Below are 15,084 nucleotides of genomic sequence, written 5' to 3' on the forward strand. Positions count from 1 at the left end.
CAATAAATGTGTATCGTTACCCGTCATGAATGACTCTATTATATTAAAGGAAGTGACTCCATGAATCACAAGTCCGGCCTCATGTACTCATTCGCCGCAATCGCCGCCGTAAGCGTCCTCGCCCAGGCCGACGAAGCGTCCGCCGCTAGCACCCATATCGTCCGAGCCGGTGACACGCTTTGGTCGATCAGCCAACAGCATCAAATCCCGCTCGCGACACTCAAGTCGATGAACAACTTGACGACCGACCGAATCGCCATCGGACAAACACTTAACTTGGCCGGATCACCGACCGTACTCACGACAACGAGTACGGCAGTAAGCAAAAATCGAGTCACGACCGCTGCATTAAACCTTCGCGCCGGTGCCGGTACGAGCCATAATGTCTTGCTCACCATCCCAAAAGGTCAAACGCTCAAACCGCTCAAGACGAGCGGTAAGTGGTCGCAAGTCACCTTTAACGGGAAGACCGGCTGGGTACATAACGACTATCTCGGTACAGCCAAGGCAGCAACGACTAAGCCGACGGCATCAACGAGCACCGTCAGCCCGACCGCCCAATCGACGTCACAGACGACCGTCAACTTGAACCTCCGGGCTTCGAAATCGACAAAGGCGAACGTACTCGTCACGATCCCGAAAGGAAAAACGGTCACGATCCTAAAAGTCGAAGGTTCGTGGTCGCACATCAAGTACGGTTCGACGACAGGCTTCGTCGCCACTACATACTTAAAGAAAGCCGCCGCGACGCCTTCACCAAGTCAACCTGCCACACCTTCACCGAGTCAGCCGGCGACACCGGCAGCGCCGAAAGAAGAGAGCGTCAATCAATCGTTCGTCACGACGGCGAACTTGAACGTGCGAAAAGGAGCAGGCATCGGTTTCGCGCTCGTCACGACAATCCCGAACGGCGCGACCGTGCAAGCAACGAAACAGAGCGGCACTTGGTACTACGTCACGTATAACGGAAAGAGCGGTTACGTCAGTGCCGGCTACTTGAAACAGACGACGACCGCACCGAGTGCACCGGTCGCACCGAACTTAGGTGACGCCGGGGCTGGGAACACTTCGGTCGATTACGTCGTCAACACCCCGTCCTTGAACGTCCGTGCTGCTGCGTCGACGAGTTCCGCCATCGTCGGTAGCGTCAAAGCCGGTCAGACGCTCCGCGTCGTCCAGACGGCAAACGGCTGGCACCAGATTTATATCGGTAACACGACCGGCTTCGTCGCAGCCTCGTTCGTCAAGGAAGTACCGAAAGGCTCAACGACGGCACCGACATGGGTCAGCGGGTCGTTCGACTCACATACGTTCTATACGGCAAGTCCGGCCGCCATCCGCGCCCAAGCGAACGATTCGAGCCAGGTCGTCGGGTCGACGCTCCGCGGCGGACTGTTGAACGTCGTCGGCGAGACGGCGACACACTACCGTGTCAACGAGAACGGGACGCAAGGTTTCGTCGCCAAAGCGTTCGTCACCCAAGTCAACGGACAGACCGCCCAAGCAACCCGGCTCGCGACGATCGCCGTCGCTAAGAAATACGTTGGGACGCCGTACATCTGGGCGTCGTCTAGTCCGGTCAACGGCGGCTTTGACTGCTCAGGCATCATCTATTACGCGTTCAACCAAGCAGGTGTCTCGATCCCGCGGACGAACGTCGCCAACTATTGGGCCGGGTCTTACTTCGGTCCGCAGCTCGACAAATCGTTCGTGCCTCAGGCCGGCGACCTCGTCTTCTTCGAGAACACGTATACGGCCGGTCCGTCCCATATGGGCATCATGATCGACGCCGATACGTTCATCCACGCCGGGACGTTTGGTCTCGGCTACAACCAAATCAGCAAAGAGCCGTATTGGAAATCACGCCTCATCGGCTACAAGCGACCGTGACCTTTGACGCATTTGAAAACCCGACCTTTGTCGGGTTTTTTTTCAGTTAGCAGGATTTCACTTGAAAGACTCGAAATGCGATATAAGATAGGAAAGGTAGAAAGGGAGTGTACGATGGGAAGCAACCGATTCGCCAAAATTCCGTACCGGATCTATACGATGGTACTTGCTGTCGCCTGCCTCGTCGGTGTGCTGTTATTCGGTCTCGGATTAAGCTATTACTGGAAAGAGAAACACGTCAGCGTCGATCAGTCCGTGACGAACTTGAACCATGCATCCGACCTTGCCGGCGTCGAGTCTTACCTTGTCCTCCACCAGGCCGCGAAACTGTACGAACTGAACTCGGGCCAGCCGACGGCGTTGTTGTCCTCGCCTTATCGCGAACGCGCGCTCCAGTATAACACCCAGCTGCTCGATGATTTCGAGACCGGGGTCCACGAACGCGAACGGGATGCCCTCCTCGCTTTTTCTGAACGACTAGAAGAGACGCTCGACGGCGAGTTGAGCGAATTCGACAACGTCCCGTTTGACGTCATCGAATCGATTGATCGGCGTTGGCTCTACCAAGGCTTAGAGCGGACCGCCCAAGCGAACACGGCCTACGAGTTGACCGATGCCGTCATGCGGATGCAGATGACGTTCATCCAAAACGTGACGAACTTGCTGGCGGAGACGCCGGACCGAGAAAAATTAGAAGCCGAACTCGCCTCCATCGCCACTGAAGCGCGTTTACTTGAAGAGATTATCGCGACGAATCCTACTCTCCAAACGAAATCGACCGCTGATTTAACGGAGAGCGCCCTAGCGTTGGGACGACTGACTTCGACCGGCTCGACGCTCGAGGCGCGTTACGTCAACGGGACCAAGTTTTACGAAGACTCGCATGAAGTTCTCCAGACTATCCGCTCGTCGACCGAGTCATTGCTCCTAGAGGAACGAAACCGATATGGGACGCTCGCCGTCCTCGTCCTGCTCGCGACGCTCGTGCTTTCGACCGGACTCTTGGTCGCGCTTTGCTATACACGTAAAATGTATGCCCATGATTTAAGTCATTTGAAAGCCCGTGCGCTCGCCATCGACCCAAGCACCGAACCGGTCGAGGCGTCATTCCCGGCCAGTCATGACTTCCGTGGCATCGAGGACGAGCTCCGCGAGATTGCGGTGAGCGTCCATTCGACCGTCAACACGCTCGAGACGCAATCGAACGACCTGCTCCGCTATCACGAGCGTTGGTCGTCCCTGTTCTCAGAGACCGGTCTCGCCATCGCGTTGATCGATGATGCCTATAACTTCATCGAACGGAACGATGTGTTCGATCAGTTCTTCGGCGCCCGGAACTTGTACGAGATCAACCAGCTATTCACTAACACAGGTCGTCGCCTGTTCCAGGAAGCGCTTGAAGGTGTGACCGAGCACGGGACGAGCGCACAATTCATTTTGCATTTAAAAGGAGAACATGCCCGTTTCTTGAACGCGAAAATCATCCCGCTCAAGCGCGGGGGAACACTCACGTACTACTTGATCCTCGAAGATGAGACCGAGCGCGTCGAGCGCGAACGGAAAGTCGATCGCCTCGTCCGATTCGACCTCGCGACCGAACTGTATAACGAATACGGTTTTATCCGAGCGTGGGAAAAACAAGACATCGATGGGACGTTCCTCTTGATCAAGTTGAACGATTTCCACCATCTCGTTGACTGGTACGATACGATTTATGCTGACCTGCTCATGACCGAGTTCGCCCGTCACGTCGAGGACCGGCTCGAGAAGTATGCGCATCATTTGTTCGGCCGCTATCGTGACGACACGCTCATGTTGTACGTCAAAGGGTTCAGCACGCTCGACGAACATGAACTGATGGAGCTGTTCCCGACCGAACTGTTGATCAATCAAAAACGGCAGACCGTCCACGTTCAAATCGGGGCGGCACACACGACGCCGAACTATACCGATTGTTTGTTCGAGGCGACACGAGCACTCCAACACGCCAAAGAGACGCGGACGCCGTTCGTCTGGTATGACGCGAGCATCCTCGCCCAGCTGCAGTGGGCCGCCTTGATCGAACAGGCGCTCCCCGAGGCGATCGAGCAAGGACACATCACCGTCGCCTACCAGCCACAAGTCGAGTTGACAACTGGACGCGTCGTCGGGGCCGAGGCGCTCGCCCGTTGGCAGCATCCGGATATCGGTCACGTCCCGCCGAACGAGTTCATCCGGATCGCCGAACGGTCAGACCAGATTTTATGGTTATCTCACTCGATCCTCGACCAAGTCATCAACCAGCTCGTCGCTTGGCGCGATACGTCATTCTCCGGCGTCTCGTTGTCGTACAACTTGTCTGCCCACTCGGTCGACCCGTCGATCGTCACGAAGCTGCGTGATTTGATCGAGACGTACCCGTGGCTGCCGGACCGCTTGAAAATCGAATTGACCGAGTCGGCCGACATCATGTCACATGCGAACGAGCTCGAGCGGCTCGAGGACATCGCCGACCTCGGCTACTGCTTGTCGATCGATGACTTCGGCACCGGCTACGCCTCGTTCGAAGCGATTTGGCACTTACCGATTCAAGAAGTGAAGATTGACCGGATGTACGTCAGCGGGAAAGCGAAAGACAGCACATCCTTCCTCCGTGCCGTCTCACGCTTCGCGAGCGAGCAGGCGCTCACATCACTCGCCGAAGGCATCGAGACGAAGGAAGACCTTGAACGGATGATTGCCGAAGGGGTCGAGCTCGGGCAAGGCTATTACTACGCCCCGGCGCTCAAACCTGACGCGTTCGAGGCTTGGGTGAACGAAAAAAAAGGACGCCCTGACTGAGCGTCCCGATCGGCTGACGTCTAGCGCGTCAGCCTTTTTTTCGTCTGATCACGTTCAGCACGAGCTTTAAGGCGATCAAGCCGAAAATGATCGGCAGAATGACCGGAAGCGTGCCGCGCGGCAATAGACCGAACACGATGAACACCGTCATCCCGACCGCGAAAAACAGTTTGATGCCCCGGTCCGTCGTGAATTTGTCCCACTGCCAGACGAGCAAGAGCAGCGCGAGCGGCGGAAAAAAGAACGTCAGGAAAAAGAACGGCATGTTGCGCGCGTACCATGGACTCATCGAGTGATCACCTCCTCATATAATTGTTCCGTTGCTTCGTTCGTTTCAAGATTTAGATAGATCGGTTTTCCGCTCCAGTCGATGCGGATGGCGGCTGTGGCGTCACGGTTGATGAAGAGAAGCACGTCTTCCTTATAAGTCGTTCGAAAGTGTCCTGTCAGTTGTGAGCTTGTAGCGGCCCCGTTCGTTCGACGCTCGACGTCCGGGACGTTGGTCAATATGACATCAACAATCTCGTCATACGGCACGGTTTGCCCGTAACTGCCTTCGATGACGAGTGCCGTATCGGTCAGTGTCACCTCGGTCGGTTGAGAGAACCAAAGCAGGAGCCCCGGCACGACCGTGAGCAAGAGCACAGAGACGAGGACGATCGGGATGAGTTTCTTCTTCCCGCCCGGACGAAGCCGTCCCGTGTCGTCAAAAATATTCCCGTCATACTTTTGGGCGCGCCAAAGGATGACGACGATGAACAGGATGAGCACGATAAAGAGCGGCTCGATTGGGACGACGAGCCCGAACCAATCAATGAGGCCGACGATGAGAAAGATGAAGCCGATGCCGTAACACATGATACCGATCAACCGCGCGACCGGTTTGATGTCGACGCGTGCCTTGTCTGCTTCGTTCATCGTGTTATAGCCCGAGATGAGAAAATGCCACCCTAACTTGTGGACGGCAAAACCGAGGACAAACATGAGTAGTGCTGCAAATACAAGAATCCACATGAACGAGTCCCTCCTATCTCCTTCATTCTACGGAAAAACCGACCGAAATGTTTCATCGGATCATCAGACGTGCGCGAACGAAAGGCACATGCGTATACTAGCGGTAGAATACGCAAGAGGAGGTAGTCTTATGTATCGTACCGCTAACGACTTCAAACAAGATTGGACAAAATCATCGACCGGCACGCTCGACGTGCTCCGTGCCATGACCGATGACACGCTCGGCCAAAAAATCGTCCCCGACCATAACTCGCTCGGTTGGATCGGTTGGCACGTCACGACCGCGCTCGGCTACTTCACGAACTTGCTCGGTTTCCGTCTCTCAGCTTTGAAGAGCCTGACCCAGCCCGATCAAGCGAGCGTGATCGCCGACCAGTACGAACGATACGCGCAAGAAATCTCAAGCGCCGCTGACGGTTTTACAGATGACTATTTGCTAGAAGAAGTCGACGTCCACGGGAAGATGACGCCGCGCGGTGCCGTCCTCCGCATGATGATCGACCATCAGACGCATCACCGTGGTCAGATGACGGTACTTTTACGCCAGGCCGGACAACACGTTCCCGGTGTCATGGGCCCGACAAAAGAACAGACGAATCGCTAACCGCCGTCGCACTCAGCACTTATGTTATGGACCGCAACCAAAAAGACGAGACCTGTTGAAAGGTCTCGTCTTTGCTCATTTCGATGACGGTGTGTTCGTCTTGCCCTGCATGCGGCCGACGCCTTCGTACTCGACGTCTTCTGGGTCGCGCGCATACTTCCATGCGTTGCGTGCGTCAATCAACCGTTTCGTCCGCATCCCGGCGAACGCTTCCGGCTTCAAGTTGACGAGTTCGTCCCATTCCGTGACAAGAATCGCCACGTCGGCTCCTTTAAGCGCTTCTTCTGGTGTCAACGCTTGACGGTACTCCCACTTCGCGAGCGGATCGTAGCCGACGACTTCGACTTCACGTAACCGTAAGTGATTGGCGAGTGTGATCGACGGTGCGTCACGCATATCGTCCGTCCCTGGTTTAAAGGCGAGACCGAGGAAAGCGACACGCAGGTTCGGACGGTGTTCGATCTTCGATGCGACATAGGCAATCTGTTCATCGTTCGCTTGAATCGCCGCACGGATGACCGGCAAGTCGAGTTCGTTCTCGGCCGCGACGTTCAAGAGCGCGTTCATATCTTTCGGGAAACACGAGCCGCCGTAACCGAGACCAGCGTTTAAGTAAGAACGTCCGATGCGCGGGTCAAGCCCCATCCCGTCGGCAATCGTCGCGATGTCGGCGCCTGCTTTATCCGCGAGGCGTGACAAGTCGTTCATGAAACTGATCTTTGTGGCTAAAAATGCGTTCGAGGCGTATTTGATCAATTCGGCGTTGATCGGTGTCGTGCAAACAATCGGCACACCGAGACGGCCATAAATACCGGCGAGTTCTTCGCTGATTTCAAGATTCCCGCTGCCGATGACGACGCGTTGCGGTTTAAGGACGTCGGCGAGCGCACGCCCTTCTTGTAAGAATTCCGGCACGATTGCGAACGTGTGGGATGGATACATGATGCTAAGTAAGTCGGTCGTCCCCGGTGGCACAGTGCTGCGGATGACGATTTTTTGTTTCGTGTTGATCTCAGACAAAGCGGCATCGACGAACGTCATGTCGCAGCTGCCGTCTTCCTTGCTCGGCGTACCGACAGCTAAGAACAAGTAATCGACATCATTTGTGTCGGCGGTGTTATCCGTAAGTGTGATCGAGTCTGCATAGTCTTGGAGCACTTCCGCCATACCCGGCTCGTGAAACGGTGCGTGGCCGCTCATGAGGCGGCGCAGTCTCGGTTGGTCTTTCTCGACACCGATGACTTCATGTCCCGCTTTTGCAAGGCCACACAGGGTGGCTAATCCGACATATCCTAAGCCGATGATTCCAAATTTCACGCTAGTTCCTCCTTAGATAATCTATCTTCAACTGTAGCGAAAAGTCGTCTTAAAGGGAACCCTCTAACACTCTCGCAATGTTGTCTGCTATAATTGGTCAAAATGATGCTAGAAAGGACTAACCGCATGGGCTTGCTCGCTTTCTTTTTGATCACGTTATTCATCTATTACTGGTTTCCGGTCCGGGGGGGACTGCGAACCTTGTTGCTCATCCTCGTCATGATCAGCGGATGGTTGTCCATCTTTGAAATTGTCGCGATTCTCGAAGCCCGTCCTTGGGTGGCCGCTCCGATTTTCCTCGTCCTCGGTCTCGTGATTTGGAAATGGCGTAAAAATCAACAGCTTGAAGACAAGAAGAGCGTTTGACGACAGTCGAACGCTTTTTTCTTTTTGCAGTATTCCACGAATCTGCCGAAACTCCTGCTTTTTCGATATGTATGACACGTGAACATTCGCTGTGATAAATGTTGTTCAACATCTAGCTGTCGATTCGATTTCTTGAAAGTATGCTCGCGTTGTCGCTTCGTTTTCGAGTCGAAACAGGAATAGTCAAAGAGAGTCTAGGAAAAGAGGGGTGTCTATGACGATCATGACGTTCATCACGGCTGCATGCGTGGCGAGCACGCTCAGCCTCGTGTTCATCTGGTTCGCCGAACATCCGGTCGAGCCGATCAAACTACAAGTCTTCGCGACCGTCTTATATTTACTGTTCGTCGGCTCGAGCGTCTACTACTACAACTTGGAACAAGACAAGCTGCACGTCAGCGCCGACTTAGCTGAGGTCGAGGCGAGCTACGACGAATCTCTGCTCGCCCTCGAGGAACAACATGCCGACGCCCTCGCTTGGCAAGCGATTCAAATCGAGCGGGACGTGACCGAGAAACTCGAGGCACGCCTTGCCGTCCGCGAAGACACGATGAAAGACAACTTGTTTCAAAAAGTGTTCGATCTAGAAGAAGTCGTTAAGACGCAACGGACCGAGATGTACGCGCTCGAAGACGAATTGCGGGAAGCGCACGCCTTGAACGAGCAACTCGAAAGTGAACTAGCCGCCCTCCAAGACGACGCAATCGCCGCGGCCGACGAGACGGATGCGTTCTTCGAGGTGTACAGTTCCTGCCTCGATTTGAACGCGGTCTACCCGGACGGTGTCCCACTCGAGCACGACGCCTATTTGCTGTCGTTCGACACCGATCTTGACGGCATCGCCTGCGGACAGAGCGACACCCAGTAGAAATGAGGGTGTCGCTTGTTCATTCTTTCGGCATCTCGACTTGGTCCCCCGCCTCAATCTCGCCAGACATGACCCGCTCCATCTCCTCTAAGCTGAACGCATCGAGCAACTTAATCCCGTTCACGTACACGGTCGGCACGTATTCGACGCCGAAGTCACGCGTATAGAGCCGTGCGTTTTGAATCCCCGCGTCGACTTGCGGCGCGAGCAGAGCTTCCGCGTCCACATCGAACGTTTCCGCAAGCCGTCGGACGTACGCCTCCGTACCAAAATCCGAGACCGTCTCGGCGTCGAGCCCGATGTGGCGTTGCAACGCATAGTACCGTTCCGGCATCACTTGTTCCGCATTCGCATCGACACTAGCGAGCAGTTGCGACTGCTCATTCAACAAGACGAGCGGCTGTCCTTTGAACGTCGCCTCTCCCGTCTCGATCCACCGCGACTCGATCTCCGGCAAGACGCTCTCCATCCATTTTTTGCACCATGGGCAACTGTAGTCAAAGACGAAGACGATCTCGTGCGAACCATCGCCGAGCGCGATCTTATCTTCGAGCGGGAGCTCATACCTCGTATATGTAAACTGCTCTCCCCGTTCATCCGCCTCGCTTGTCCCGCAAGCCGCCAACATCATCACACCGAGTAAAATCAATAGTAAACGTTTCATGCTCATCCTCCGTTTGTTCATTTATTCACATAAATCTGTTATACCATGCCTCCTATGAAAATTCGAGTGACGTTCTGTTGACACTCCCCGGGCCAAACAAAAAGAAGCGCTTCGATTCTATTCAGAACCTTCACGCTTCGCGCTCCATAATCACATCGTTCCCCGCTTGTCCCGTCCCGACGAAGCCATGCTTTCTATAAAATGAAATGGCGTGCTCATTCGTCTTCTCGACGTGTAGCCGGATCAACTGCTTATGATGCTGCGCCGCCTCATCGAACAGTCTGACCAACAAGTCATGCCCGCTCCCTTTCGGCGCCTCCGGCAAGACACAGATATGGCTGATAAAGGCGACGTCCGTATCGAAGTAGGCCGCGAGGAGGCCGAGCAACCGGTCGTCGTCCCACAGTTCGAACGATGTCGCCCGGTCATGCAGCTTGCGCGCATATTCGTGCAAGTCGATCCGTTCCGACAGTGCCGTCGGGAACAAGGCATCACACGCCTCGAGGTGGGCCTCGTAGTCGGCGACCGACCCGCGGCCGAGCGTGATCATACGTCCTCCAAGACGGCGACACCGAAGCCGTCACGTCCGAAGGCGTTGCCGTTATACAACAAATACTGCCGCCCGTTCATCTCGAACACGTGCGGGTAACATTCCATTGCTGAATCCCACCCCGAGTCGCTCCGCTCGAAACCGAGCGAGGCGTCGTCGCGCGTCCACTGCATGAGGTCGTCGGAATAAGCGTAACCGAGCCGGTAGCCGCGCGTCGGGTCGTCCCGGAAGCCGAACGTGTCACGGAAACAGAACACCATGTGATAGCGGCCACCCGCCTCGAACACGGTCGGGAGTGCCTGGCTCTCGTCTGGAATCACATCATCGACGATGCGGCCGTACCGGGTGAACGTGCGCCCGTCCTCGGACGTCGCGAGCGCGATCTTGTACGTCCGTTCGGCGACGCCGTCCGGTCCCGTCTTCCACGTCGTACCGTAAATGTAGTACATATACTGCTTGTCTTTCGTGAAGACGAACGGGTCCCCGACGAGGAACGGCTCATCGACACTCGCCGATAGCACCGGCCCATCACCGATCCGCTCGAACGTATGCCCGTCGTCATGACTGATCGACAGGCCGATCCCCGTCTCGACCGACACCGACTCGCGTCGGCTCCAGCCGCTCGTATATCCGTACAGGCCCGCGTCCGTCCGCGTGACGTGGAACGGGAAGATGCCGTGCTCATCGAACGTGCCCAGTTTTCCGAGCGGGATGACCGGGTCGTGCGATACGGCGATCACTTCGAACGACGGTGTCATATCGACGTAACGGATATGGCTCTTGAACGTCCCGTCCGCATCCGGCTCCCGGGTCGAGAAGTAGATGCGGACGAAGTCGTCGAAGACGAGTGCTTGCGGTGATTGAGCGAACGCAGAATAGTCCCCGAAAAAGCCGTGCGGCTTGGGATCGAAAATATGCCCGAGTTTCCGCCACTTCATGTCGTTTCCTCCTTCCGCTCGGCGATGCCGAAACCGGCCCGTCCGACCTCGTTGCCGAGATAGAGCAGATAACGCTTTCCGCCGACGACGAACGTGTGTGGATAGGCGACCATCTCGTCGTCAAACCCGACGTCTGAGCGGATGAAGCGCATGACGTCATCGTCGCGCGTCCAGTTCAACAAGTCCGGCGACGACGCATAGCCGAGCCGATACGTCCGTTCGGGATTCTTCCGGTAATCGGTCGCGTCGCGATAACAGAAGAACATATGGTACGACCCGTTCTCATAAAACACGTCTGGGCTCGCCTGTGCCTCGTCCGGGACGATGCTCTCGATCAAGTCGCGCTCTTGTTTCACCCAGTTCACGCCGTCGGCTGACGTGGCGAGACGGATCTTGTACACCGGTTCCGGTTTACCTTCGTGCATGAGCCACTCCCGGCCCGCGATGTAAAACAAGTACCACATGTCTCCAAAGCGCCGGATTTTCGGCCCGCTCAAGACGAACGGTTCATCGAGCGTATACGACAAAACCGGTCCCGGTCCGATCCGCTCGAACGTCTTGCCACCGTCCTGACTCACTGCTTTGCCGATAGCGACGTTGAACGGGACCGACGTACAACGTGTCCAGCCGCCATAGTAGGCATGTACCTCGTCCCCGGCGTCGATTGCCGAGAACGGATAGATGCCGAACTCGTCGAACGTGCCCCGCTCCCCGAGTGAAAGCACTGGCTCTTCACTCACGCGTAAAATCGAGAAGTCTCGTTTATCGACGTCGACGTAAGCGCTATAGCTGACGTAGCGGCCATCGATTGGTTTCGGCCGGCAACTGAAATAGATGCGCAAATACGTATCGCGCTCGAGTACGGACGGCGCCTGCGCGAATGCATCCATCCAATCGATGTCGGTATCTCGTTCCGGACTGAACAGCAAGCGCCGGTTCGTCCATTCGTACGTCGTCTTCGTCGTCTTCGTCGTCTTCGTCGTCTCAGCCATTCCCCGTCACCCTTTCGCGTACATCTTGTCGTAGTAGTGTGCATAATCCCCGGAAACGATGTGGTCGACCCAGTCAGGATGCGTGACGTACCAGTCGACCGTCTCCCGCAAGCCTTGGTCGAACGTGTAGGCCGGACGCCATCCGAGCTCGGTCGTGATCTTCGTGTTGTCGATCGCGTAGCGGCGGTCGTGCCCGGGACGGTCGGTGACGAATGTGATCTGGGAGTCATCTTTACCGAGCAGTTCTAAAATTAAGCGGACGATCGTCACGTTCGCTTGTTCATTGTTGCCACCGATGTTATACACGTCGCCGTCGCGTCCCCGCTCAGCGACCGTCCAAATCGCCACGCAATGGTCTTTGACGTGGAGCCAGTCACGGATCTGTTGACCGTCACCGTACACCGGGAGCGTCTCCCCGCGCTCGGCGCGTTGGATCATGAGCGGGATCAGCTTCTCGGGGAATTGGTATGGTCCGTAATTGTTGCTGCAACGCGTAATATTGACCGGGAGGCCGTACGTCTCGTGATAGGCTCGGACGATAAGGTCGGAGCTCGCTTTCGAGGCCGAGTACGGACTGTTCGGGGCGAGCGGGGTCGTCTCGGTGAAGAGCCCGTCTGGCCCGAGCGTCCCGTACACCTCGTCGGTCGAGACGTGGACGAATTTGACGCCTTCCGAATAGTCACGTGAGTGTTTATCATCAGGACGTAAATTCCAGTGCCGCTTCGCCGCGTCCAACAGCACTTGTGTCCCGAGCACGTTCGTCGTCAAGAACACGTCCGGTTCGACGATGCTCCGGTCGACGTGCGACTCGGCCGCGAAGTGGATGACGCGCGTCACGTCATACGTCGCAAACACGCGTTCGACCGTCTCGCGGTCCCGGATGTCACCTTTGACGAACACGTAACGCGGGTCGTCGATGTCTTGCAGCGTCTCGAGGTTACCGGCGTACGTGAGCGCGTCAAGGTTGACGATACGCCACTGCTCGTTTTCCAGAAGCATCTTTATGAAGTTTGATCCGATGAACCCGGCTCCGCCAGTTACGAGTAAAGTCTTCATCTTCGACACGCTCCTCTTCAAGAAGTGATAGGATATACTGCCCGTAATCCGTCATCTTTAACGTTTGGCCGATATCGCGGAGCTCGGTCGACGTGATGAACCCGCGGCGCCAGGCGATCTCCTCGAGACAGGCGATATAGTAACCTTGTCGTTCCTGCACCGTCTGGACGAACACCGACGCCTTGATCATCCCTTCCGGCGTCCCCGTATCGAGCCACGCCATCCCGCGTCGGAACAAGACGACGTTCAAATCACCGGCCTCGAGGTACATCTGGTTGATCGAGGTGATTTCGAGCTCGCCGCGCGGGGATGGCTGGACTTGTTTGGCGTACTCGACGACACGGTTGTCATAGAAGTAGAGACCGGGCACGGCATAGTTCGACTTCGGCTGCGCCGGTTTCTCTTCGATCGAGATGACGCGGCGATTATCGTCGAACTCGACGACACCGAACGCGCGTGGGTCCTTGACCGGATAACCGAACACGGTAGCCCCCGTCTCGCGTTGTTTCGCGTCACGTAAGAACTGCGTCAAATCCTGTCCATAAAAGACGTTATCGCCGAGGATGAGGCAGACCGAGTCGTCACCGATAAAGTCCGCACCGAGGATGAAGGCGTCGGCGAGACCGACCGGTTTGTCTTGCACTTTATACGTGATCGACAACCCGAGCTGATGTCCATCCCCGAACAACCGCTCATAGCCATTGATGTCTTTCGGTGTCGAGATGAGCAGAATGTCTTGGATCCCAGCGAGCATCAAGACCGACATCGGATAGTAGATGAGCGGCTTGTCGTAAATCGGGAGCAACTGTTTCGAGACTGCTTTCGTCATCGGATAGAGCCGTGTCCCATTACCGCCTGCTAAAATGATTCCTTTCATGTCCGGTTCCCTCCTTCAATAATCAAGTCGCAAATCCGGTCGACCATCTCGAGCGTCATGTCCGGATAGAGCGGCAGCGTCAAGATGCGGTCGGATACATATTTCGCGTTCGGCACGCGGGCGTCGAACGTATAACAACCAAAATCGGTGACGAGCGGATAAAAGTACTTCCGGGCGAAGATGCCGTGCTCGGCGAGCCAAGCCATCATCTCGTCGCGGCGGCGCCGGTCGCCTTTGAACAGCACCGGATAGTAGGCGTAGTTCGAGACGGTGTCGTCGCCTCGGCGGTTCAAGCGAATCGTCGGGATTCCCCTGAGCCGTTCGTCATAGCGTTCGACGATGGCGCGCCGTTTCATGACGTCGTGCTCGAACCGCGGCAAGTTACAGCGCCCCATCGCCGCCTGGAACTCGTTCATCTTGGCGTTGCCCCCGACCGATTCGACCGCTTCAGGTCCGGTGATGCCGAAGTTGACGGCCTGTTCGATGGCGTCTCGGTAACTCGTCTCATCGTAGGCGAGCGCACCGCCCTCGATCGTATGGAATACTTTCGTCGCATGGAAACTGAACATGCTCATGTCTCCATATGTGGCGATGCTTCGTCCTTGATGCGTGACCCCGAACGCATGGGCCGCATCGTACAGTACTTTCAACCCGTGCCGTTTGGCAATGCGATCGATCTCGTCGACGTGGCAAACGTTGCCGTACACGTGCACCGGAAGGATGGCCGACGTCTTGTCGGTGATGAGCGACTCGAGCTGCGAGACGTCTAGCGTATAGTCGAGCGGATTGATGTCACAAAAGACCGGTGTCAGTCCTTTTCGGACGAGCGCATGCGTCGTCGAGGCGAACGTGAACGGTGTCGTGATGACCTCGCCCGAGAGGCCGAGGACGTCGATCGCCGTCTCGAGCGCCAAATGTCCGTTCGTCAGGAGCGAGACGTGCTCTGTACCGAGCAATTCCGTCAATTCTTCTTCGAGTGCGCGGACGTGTTCGCCGCGATTGCTGAGCCAGCGGCTGTCCCAGAGCGGCCGGATCATCTCGACGTACGCCTCGAACTCAGGCATCGCCGGACGTGTCACGGGGATCGGCGGCGACAGATCGTGTTTCGGTAAGTTCATCTAGTCCCTC

General features: G+C 56.2%; 15 protein-coding genes. 5 read left to right on the forward strand and 10 right to left on the reverse strand.

Annotated elements, in window-relative coordinates; genetic code table 11:
• Nucleotides 1-60: 60 nt before the first annotated feature.
• Nucleotides 61-1,890, forward strand: coding sequence for a C40 family peptidase (locus tag EVJ21_RS06295; RefSeq protein WP_236633331.1), 1,830 nt, complete (start codon nucleotides 61-63; stop codon nucleotides 1,888-1,890).
• Between the two features lie 114 nt (nucleotides 1,891-2,004).
• On the forward strand, nucleotides 2,005-4,710 hold the full coding sequence (locus EVJ21_RS06300; protein ID WP_131490123.1) for an EAL domain-containing protein: 2,706 nt from the start codon (nucleotides 2,005-2,007) through the stop codon (nucleotides 4,708-4,710).
• A 28-nt stretch (nucleotides 4,711-4,738) separates the two neighbouring features.
• On the opposite strand, the gene EVJ21_RS06305 is transcribed toward EVJ21_RS06300, so the two are convergent.
• Nucleotides 4,739-4,999: a hypothetical protein gene (locus tag EVJ21_RS06305; protein WP_070328468.1), complete on the reverse strand. Its 261-nt coding sequence runs from the start codon at nucleotides 4,997-4,999 to the stop codon at nucleotides 4,739-4,741.
• Nucleotides 4,996-5,724, reverse strand: coding sequence for a DUF3784 domain-containing protein (locus EVJ21_RS06310; protein WP_131490124.1), 729 nt, complete (start codon nucleotides 5,722-5,724; stop codon nucleotides 4,996-4,998). Before EVJ21_RS06310 ends, EVJ21_RS06305 begins: the two co-directional genes overlap by 4 nt.
• A gap of 130 nt (nucleotides 5,725-5,854) precedes the next feature.
• On the opposite strand from EVJ21_RS06310, the gene EVJ21_RS06315 reads away from it, so the two are divergent.
• Nucleotides 5,855-6,328: a DinB family protein gene (locus tag EVJ21_RS06315; RefSeq protein WP_131464283.1), complete on the forward strand. Its 474-nt coding sequence runs from the start codon at nucleotides 5,855-5,857 to the stop codon at nucleotides 6,326-6,328.
• Nucleotides 6,329-6,403: 75 nt separating this feature from the next.
• On the opposite strand, the gene EVJ21_RS06320 is transcribed toward EVJ21_RS06315, so the two are convergent.
• The gene (locus tag EVJ21_RS06320) at nucleotides 6,404-7,645 is read right to left on the reverse strand and encodes a UDP-glucose dehydrogenase family protein (protein ID WP_070328463.1); all 1,242 of its coding nucleotides are present in this window, start codon (nucleotides 7,643-7,645) and stop codon (nucleotides 6,404-6,406) included.
• A 126-nt stretch (nucleotides 7,646-7,771) separates the two neighbouring features.
• Here EVJ21_RS06320 and EVJ21_RS06325 point away from each other — a divergent pair, with 126 nt between their 5' ends.
• Both EVJ21_RS06325 and EVJ21_RS06330 read left to right on the forward strand, forming a co-directional pair.
• Nucleotides 7,772-8,011 carry a hypothetical protein gene (locus EVJ21_RS06325; RefSeq protein WP_070328462.1) on the forward strand — a complete coding sequence of 80 codons (240 nt, stop codon included), beginning with the start codon at nucleotides 7,772-7,774 and terminating at the stop codon, nucleotides 8,009-8,011.
• Between the two features lie 214 nt (nucleotides 8,012-8,225).
• Complete coding sequence (locus tag EVJ21_RS06330) at nucleotides 8,226-8,879, forward strand: excalibur calcium-binding domain-containing protein (RefSeq protein WP_131490125.1); 654 nt, start codon at nucleotides 8,226-8,228, stop codon at nucleotides 8,877-8,879.
• 19 nt (nucleotides 8,880-8,898) lie between these two features.
• Here the strand turns inward: EVJ21_RS06330 and EVJ21_RS06335 are convergent, their stop codons facing one another.
• The 7 genes from EVJ21_RS06335 to EVJ21_RS06365 all read right to left on the reverse strand — a co-directional run bounded on the left by EVJ21_RS06335 (nucleotide 8,899) and on the right by EVJ21_RS06365 (nucleotide 15,074).
• Nucleotides 8,899-9,543, reverse strand: a complete 645-nt coding sequence (locus tag EVJ21_RS06335; protein WP_161568943.1) for a thioredoxin domain-containing protein — start codon at nucleotides 9,541-9,543, stop codon at nucleotides 8,899-8,901.
• Nucleotides 9,544-9,673: 130 nt separating this feature from the next.
• Nucleotides 9,674-10,093: a GNAT family N-acetyltransferase gene (locus tag EVJ21_RS06340; RefSeq protein WP_131464293.1), complete on the reverse strand. Its 420-nt coding sequence runs from the start codon at nucleotides 10,091-10,093 to the stop codon at nucleotides 9,674-9,676.
• Nucleotides 10,090-11,031, reverse strand: a complete 942-nt coding sequence (locus EVJ21_RS06345) for a glycoside hydrolase family protein (protein ID WP_131490127.1) — start codon at nucleotides 11,029-11,031, stop codon at nucleotides 10,090-10,092. Before EVJ21_RS06345 ends, EVJ21_RS06340 begins: the two co-directional genes overlap by 4 nt.
• Nucleotides 11,028-12,023: a glycoside hydrolase family protein gene (locus tag EVJ21_RS06350; protein ID WP_201739981.1), complete on the reverse strand. Its 996-nt coding sequence runs from the start codon at nucleotides 12,021-12,023 to the stop codon at nucleotides 11,028-11,030. The genes EVJ21_RS06345 and EVJ21_RS06350 overlap by 4 nt, the downstream gene beginning before the upstream one ends.
• Before the next feature lie 6 nt (nucleotides 12,024-12,029).
• Nucleotides 12,030-13,079: a dTDP-glucose 4,6-dehydratase gene (gene rfbB / locus EVJ21_RS06355; protein WP_131490128.1), complete on the reverse strand. Its 1,050-nt coding sequence runs from the start codon at nucleotides 13,077-13,079 to the stop codon at nucleotides 12,030-12,032.
• Nucleotides 12,982-13,956, reverse strand: a complete 975-nt coding sequence (rfbA, locus tag EVJ21_RS06360; RefSeq protein ID WP_131464301.1) for a glucose-1-phosphate thymidylyltransferase RfbA — start codon at nucleotides 13,954-13,956, stop codon at nucleotides 12,982-12,984. The genes rfbB and rfbA overlap by 98 nt, the downstream gene beginning before the upstream one ends.
• A complete protein-coding gene (locus EVJ21_RS06365; protein WP_131490129.1) occupies nucleotides 13,953-15,074 on the reverse strand; it encodes a DegT/DnrJ/EryC1/StrS family aminotransferase in 1,122 nt (373 codons plus the stop codon). The genes rfbA and EVJ21_RS06365 overlap by 4 nt, the downstream gene beginning before the upstream one ends.
• Nucleotides 15,075-15,084: the final 10 nt, after the last annotated feature.

The organism is Exiguobacterium sp. SH0S2 (genome assembly GCF_004337185.1).
GTDB lineage: Bacteria > Bacillota > Bacilli > Exiguobacteriales > Exiguobacteriaceae > Exiguobacterium > Exiguobacterium aurantiacum_A.

Coding starts and splice junctions, on each gene's coding strand:
- EVJ21_RS06330 (WP_131490125.1), top strand. CDS start 8,226: ATGACGATCATGACGTTCATCACGGCTGCATGCGTGGCGAGCACGCTC.
- EVJ21_RS06350 (WP_201739981.1), bottom strand. CDS start 12,023: ATGGCTGAGACGACGAAGACGACGAAGACGACGAAGACGACGTACGAA.
- EVJ21_RS06315 (WP_131464283.1), top strand. CDS start 5,855: ATGTATCGTACCGCTAACGACTTCAAACAAGATTGGACAAAATCATCG.
- EVJ21_RS06300 (WP_131490123.1), top strand. CDS start 2,005: ATGGGAAGCAACCGATTCGCCAAAATTCCGTACCGGATCTATACGATG.
- rfbB (WP_131490128.1), bottom strand. CDS start 13,079: ATGAAGACTTTACTCGTAACTGGCGGAGCCGGGTTCATCGGATCAAAC.
- EVJ21_RS06295 (WP_236633331.1), top strand. CDS start 61: ATGAATCACAAGTCCGGCCTCATGTACTCATTCGCCGCAATCGCCGCC.
- rfbA (WP_131464301.1), bottom strand. CDS start 13,956: ATGAAAGGAATCATTTTAGCAGGCGGTAATGGGACACGGCTCTATCCG.
- EVJ21_RS06325 (WP_070328462.1), top strand. CDS start 7,772: ATGGGCTTGCTCGCTTTCTTTTTGATCACGTTATTCATCTATTACTGG.
- EVJ21_RS06335 (WP_161568943.1), bottom strand. CDS start 9,543: ATGAAACGTTTACTATTGATTTTACTCGGTGTGATGATGTTGGCGGCT.
- EVJ21_RS06365 (WP_131490129.1), bottom strand. CDS start 15,074: ATGAACTTACCGAAACACGATCTGTCGCCGCCGATCCCCGTGACACGT.
- EVJ21_RS06340 (WP_131464293.1), bottom strand. CDS start 10,093: ATGATCACGCTCGGCCGCGGGTCGGTCGCCGACTACGAGGCCCACCTC.
- EVJ21_RS06345 (WP_131490127.1), bottom strand. CDS start 11,031: ATGAAGTGGCGGAAACTCGGGCATATTTTCGATCCCAAGCCGCACGGC.
- EVJ21_RS06305 (WP_070328468.1), bottom strand. CDS start 4,999: ATGAGTCCATGGTACGCGCGCAACATGCCGTTCTTTTTCCTGACGTTC.
- EVJ21_RS06310 (WP_131490124.1), bottom strand. CDS start 5,724: ATGTGGATTCTTGTATTTGCAGCACTACTCATGTTTGTCCTCGGTTTT.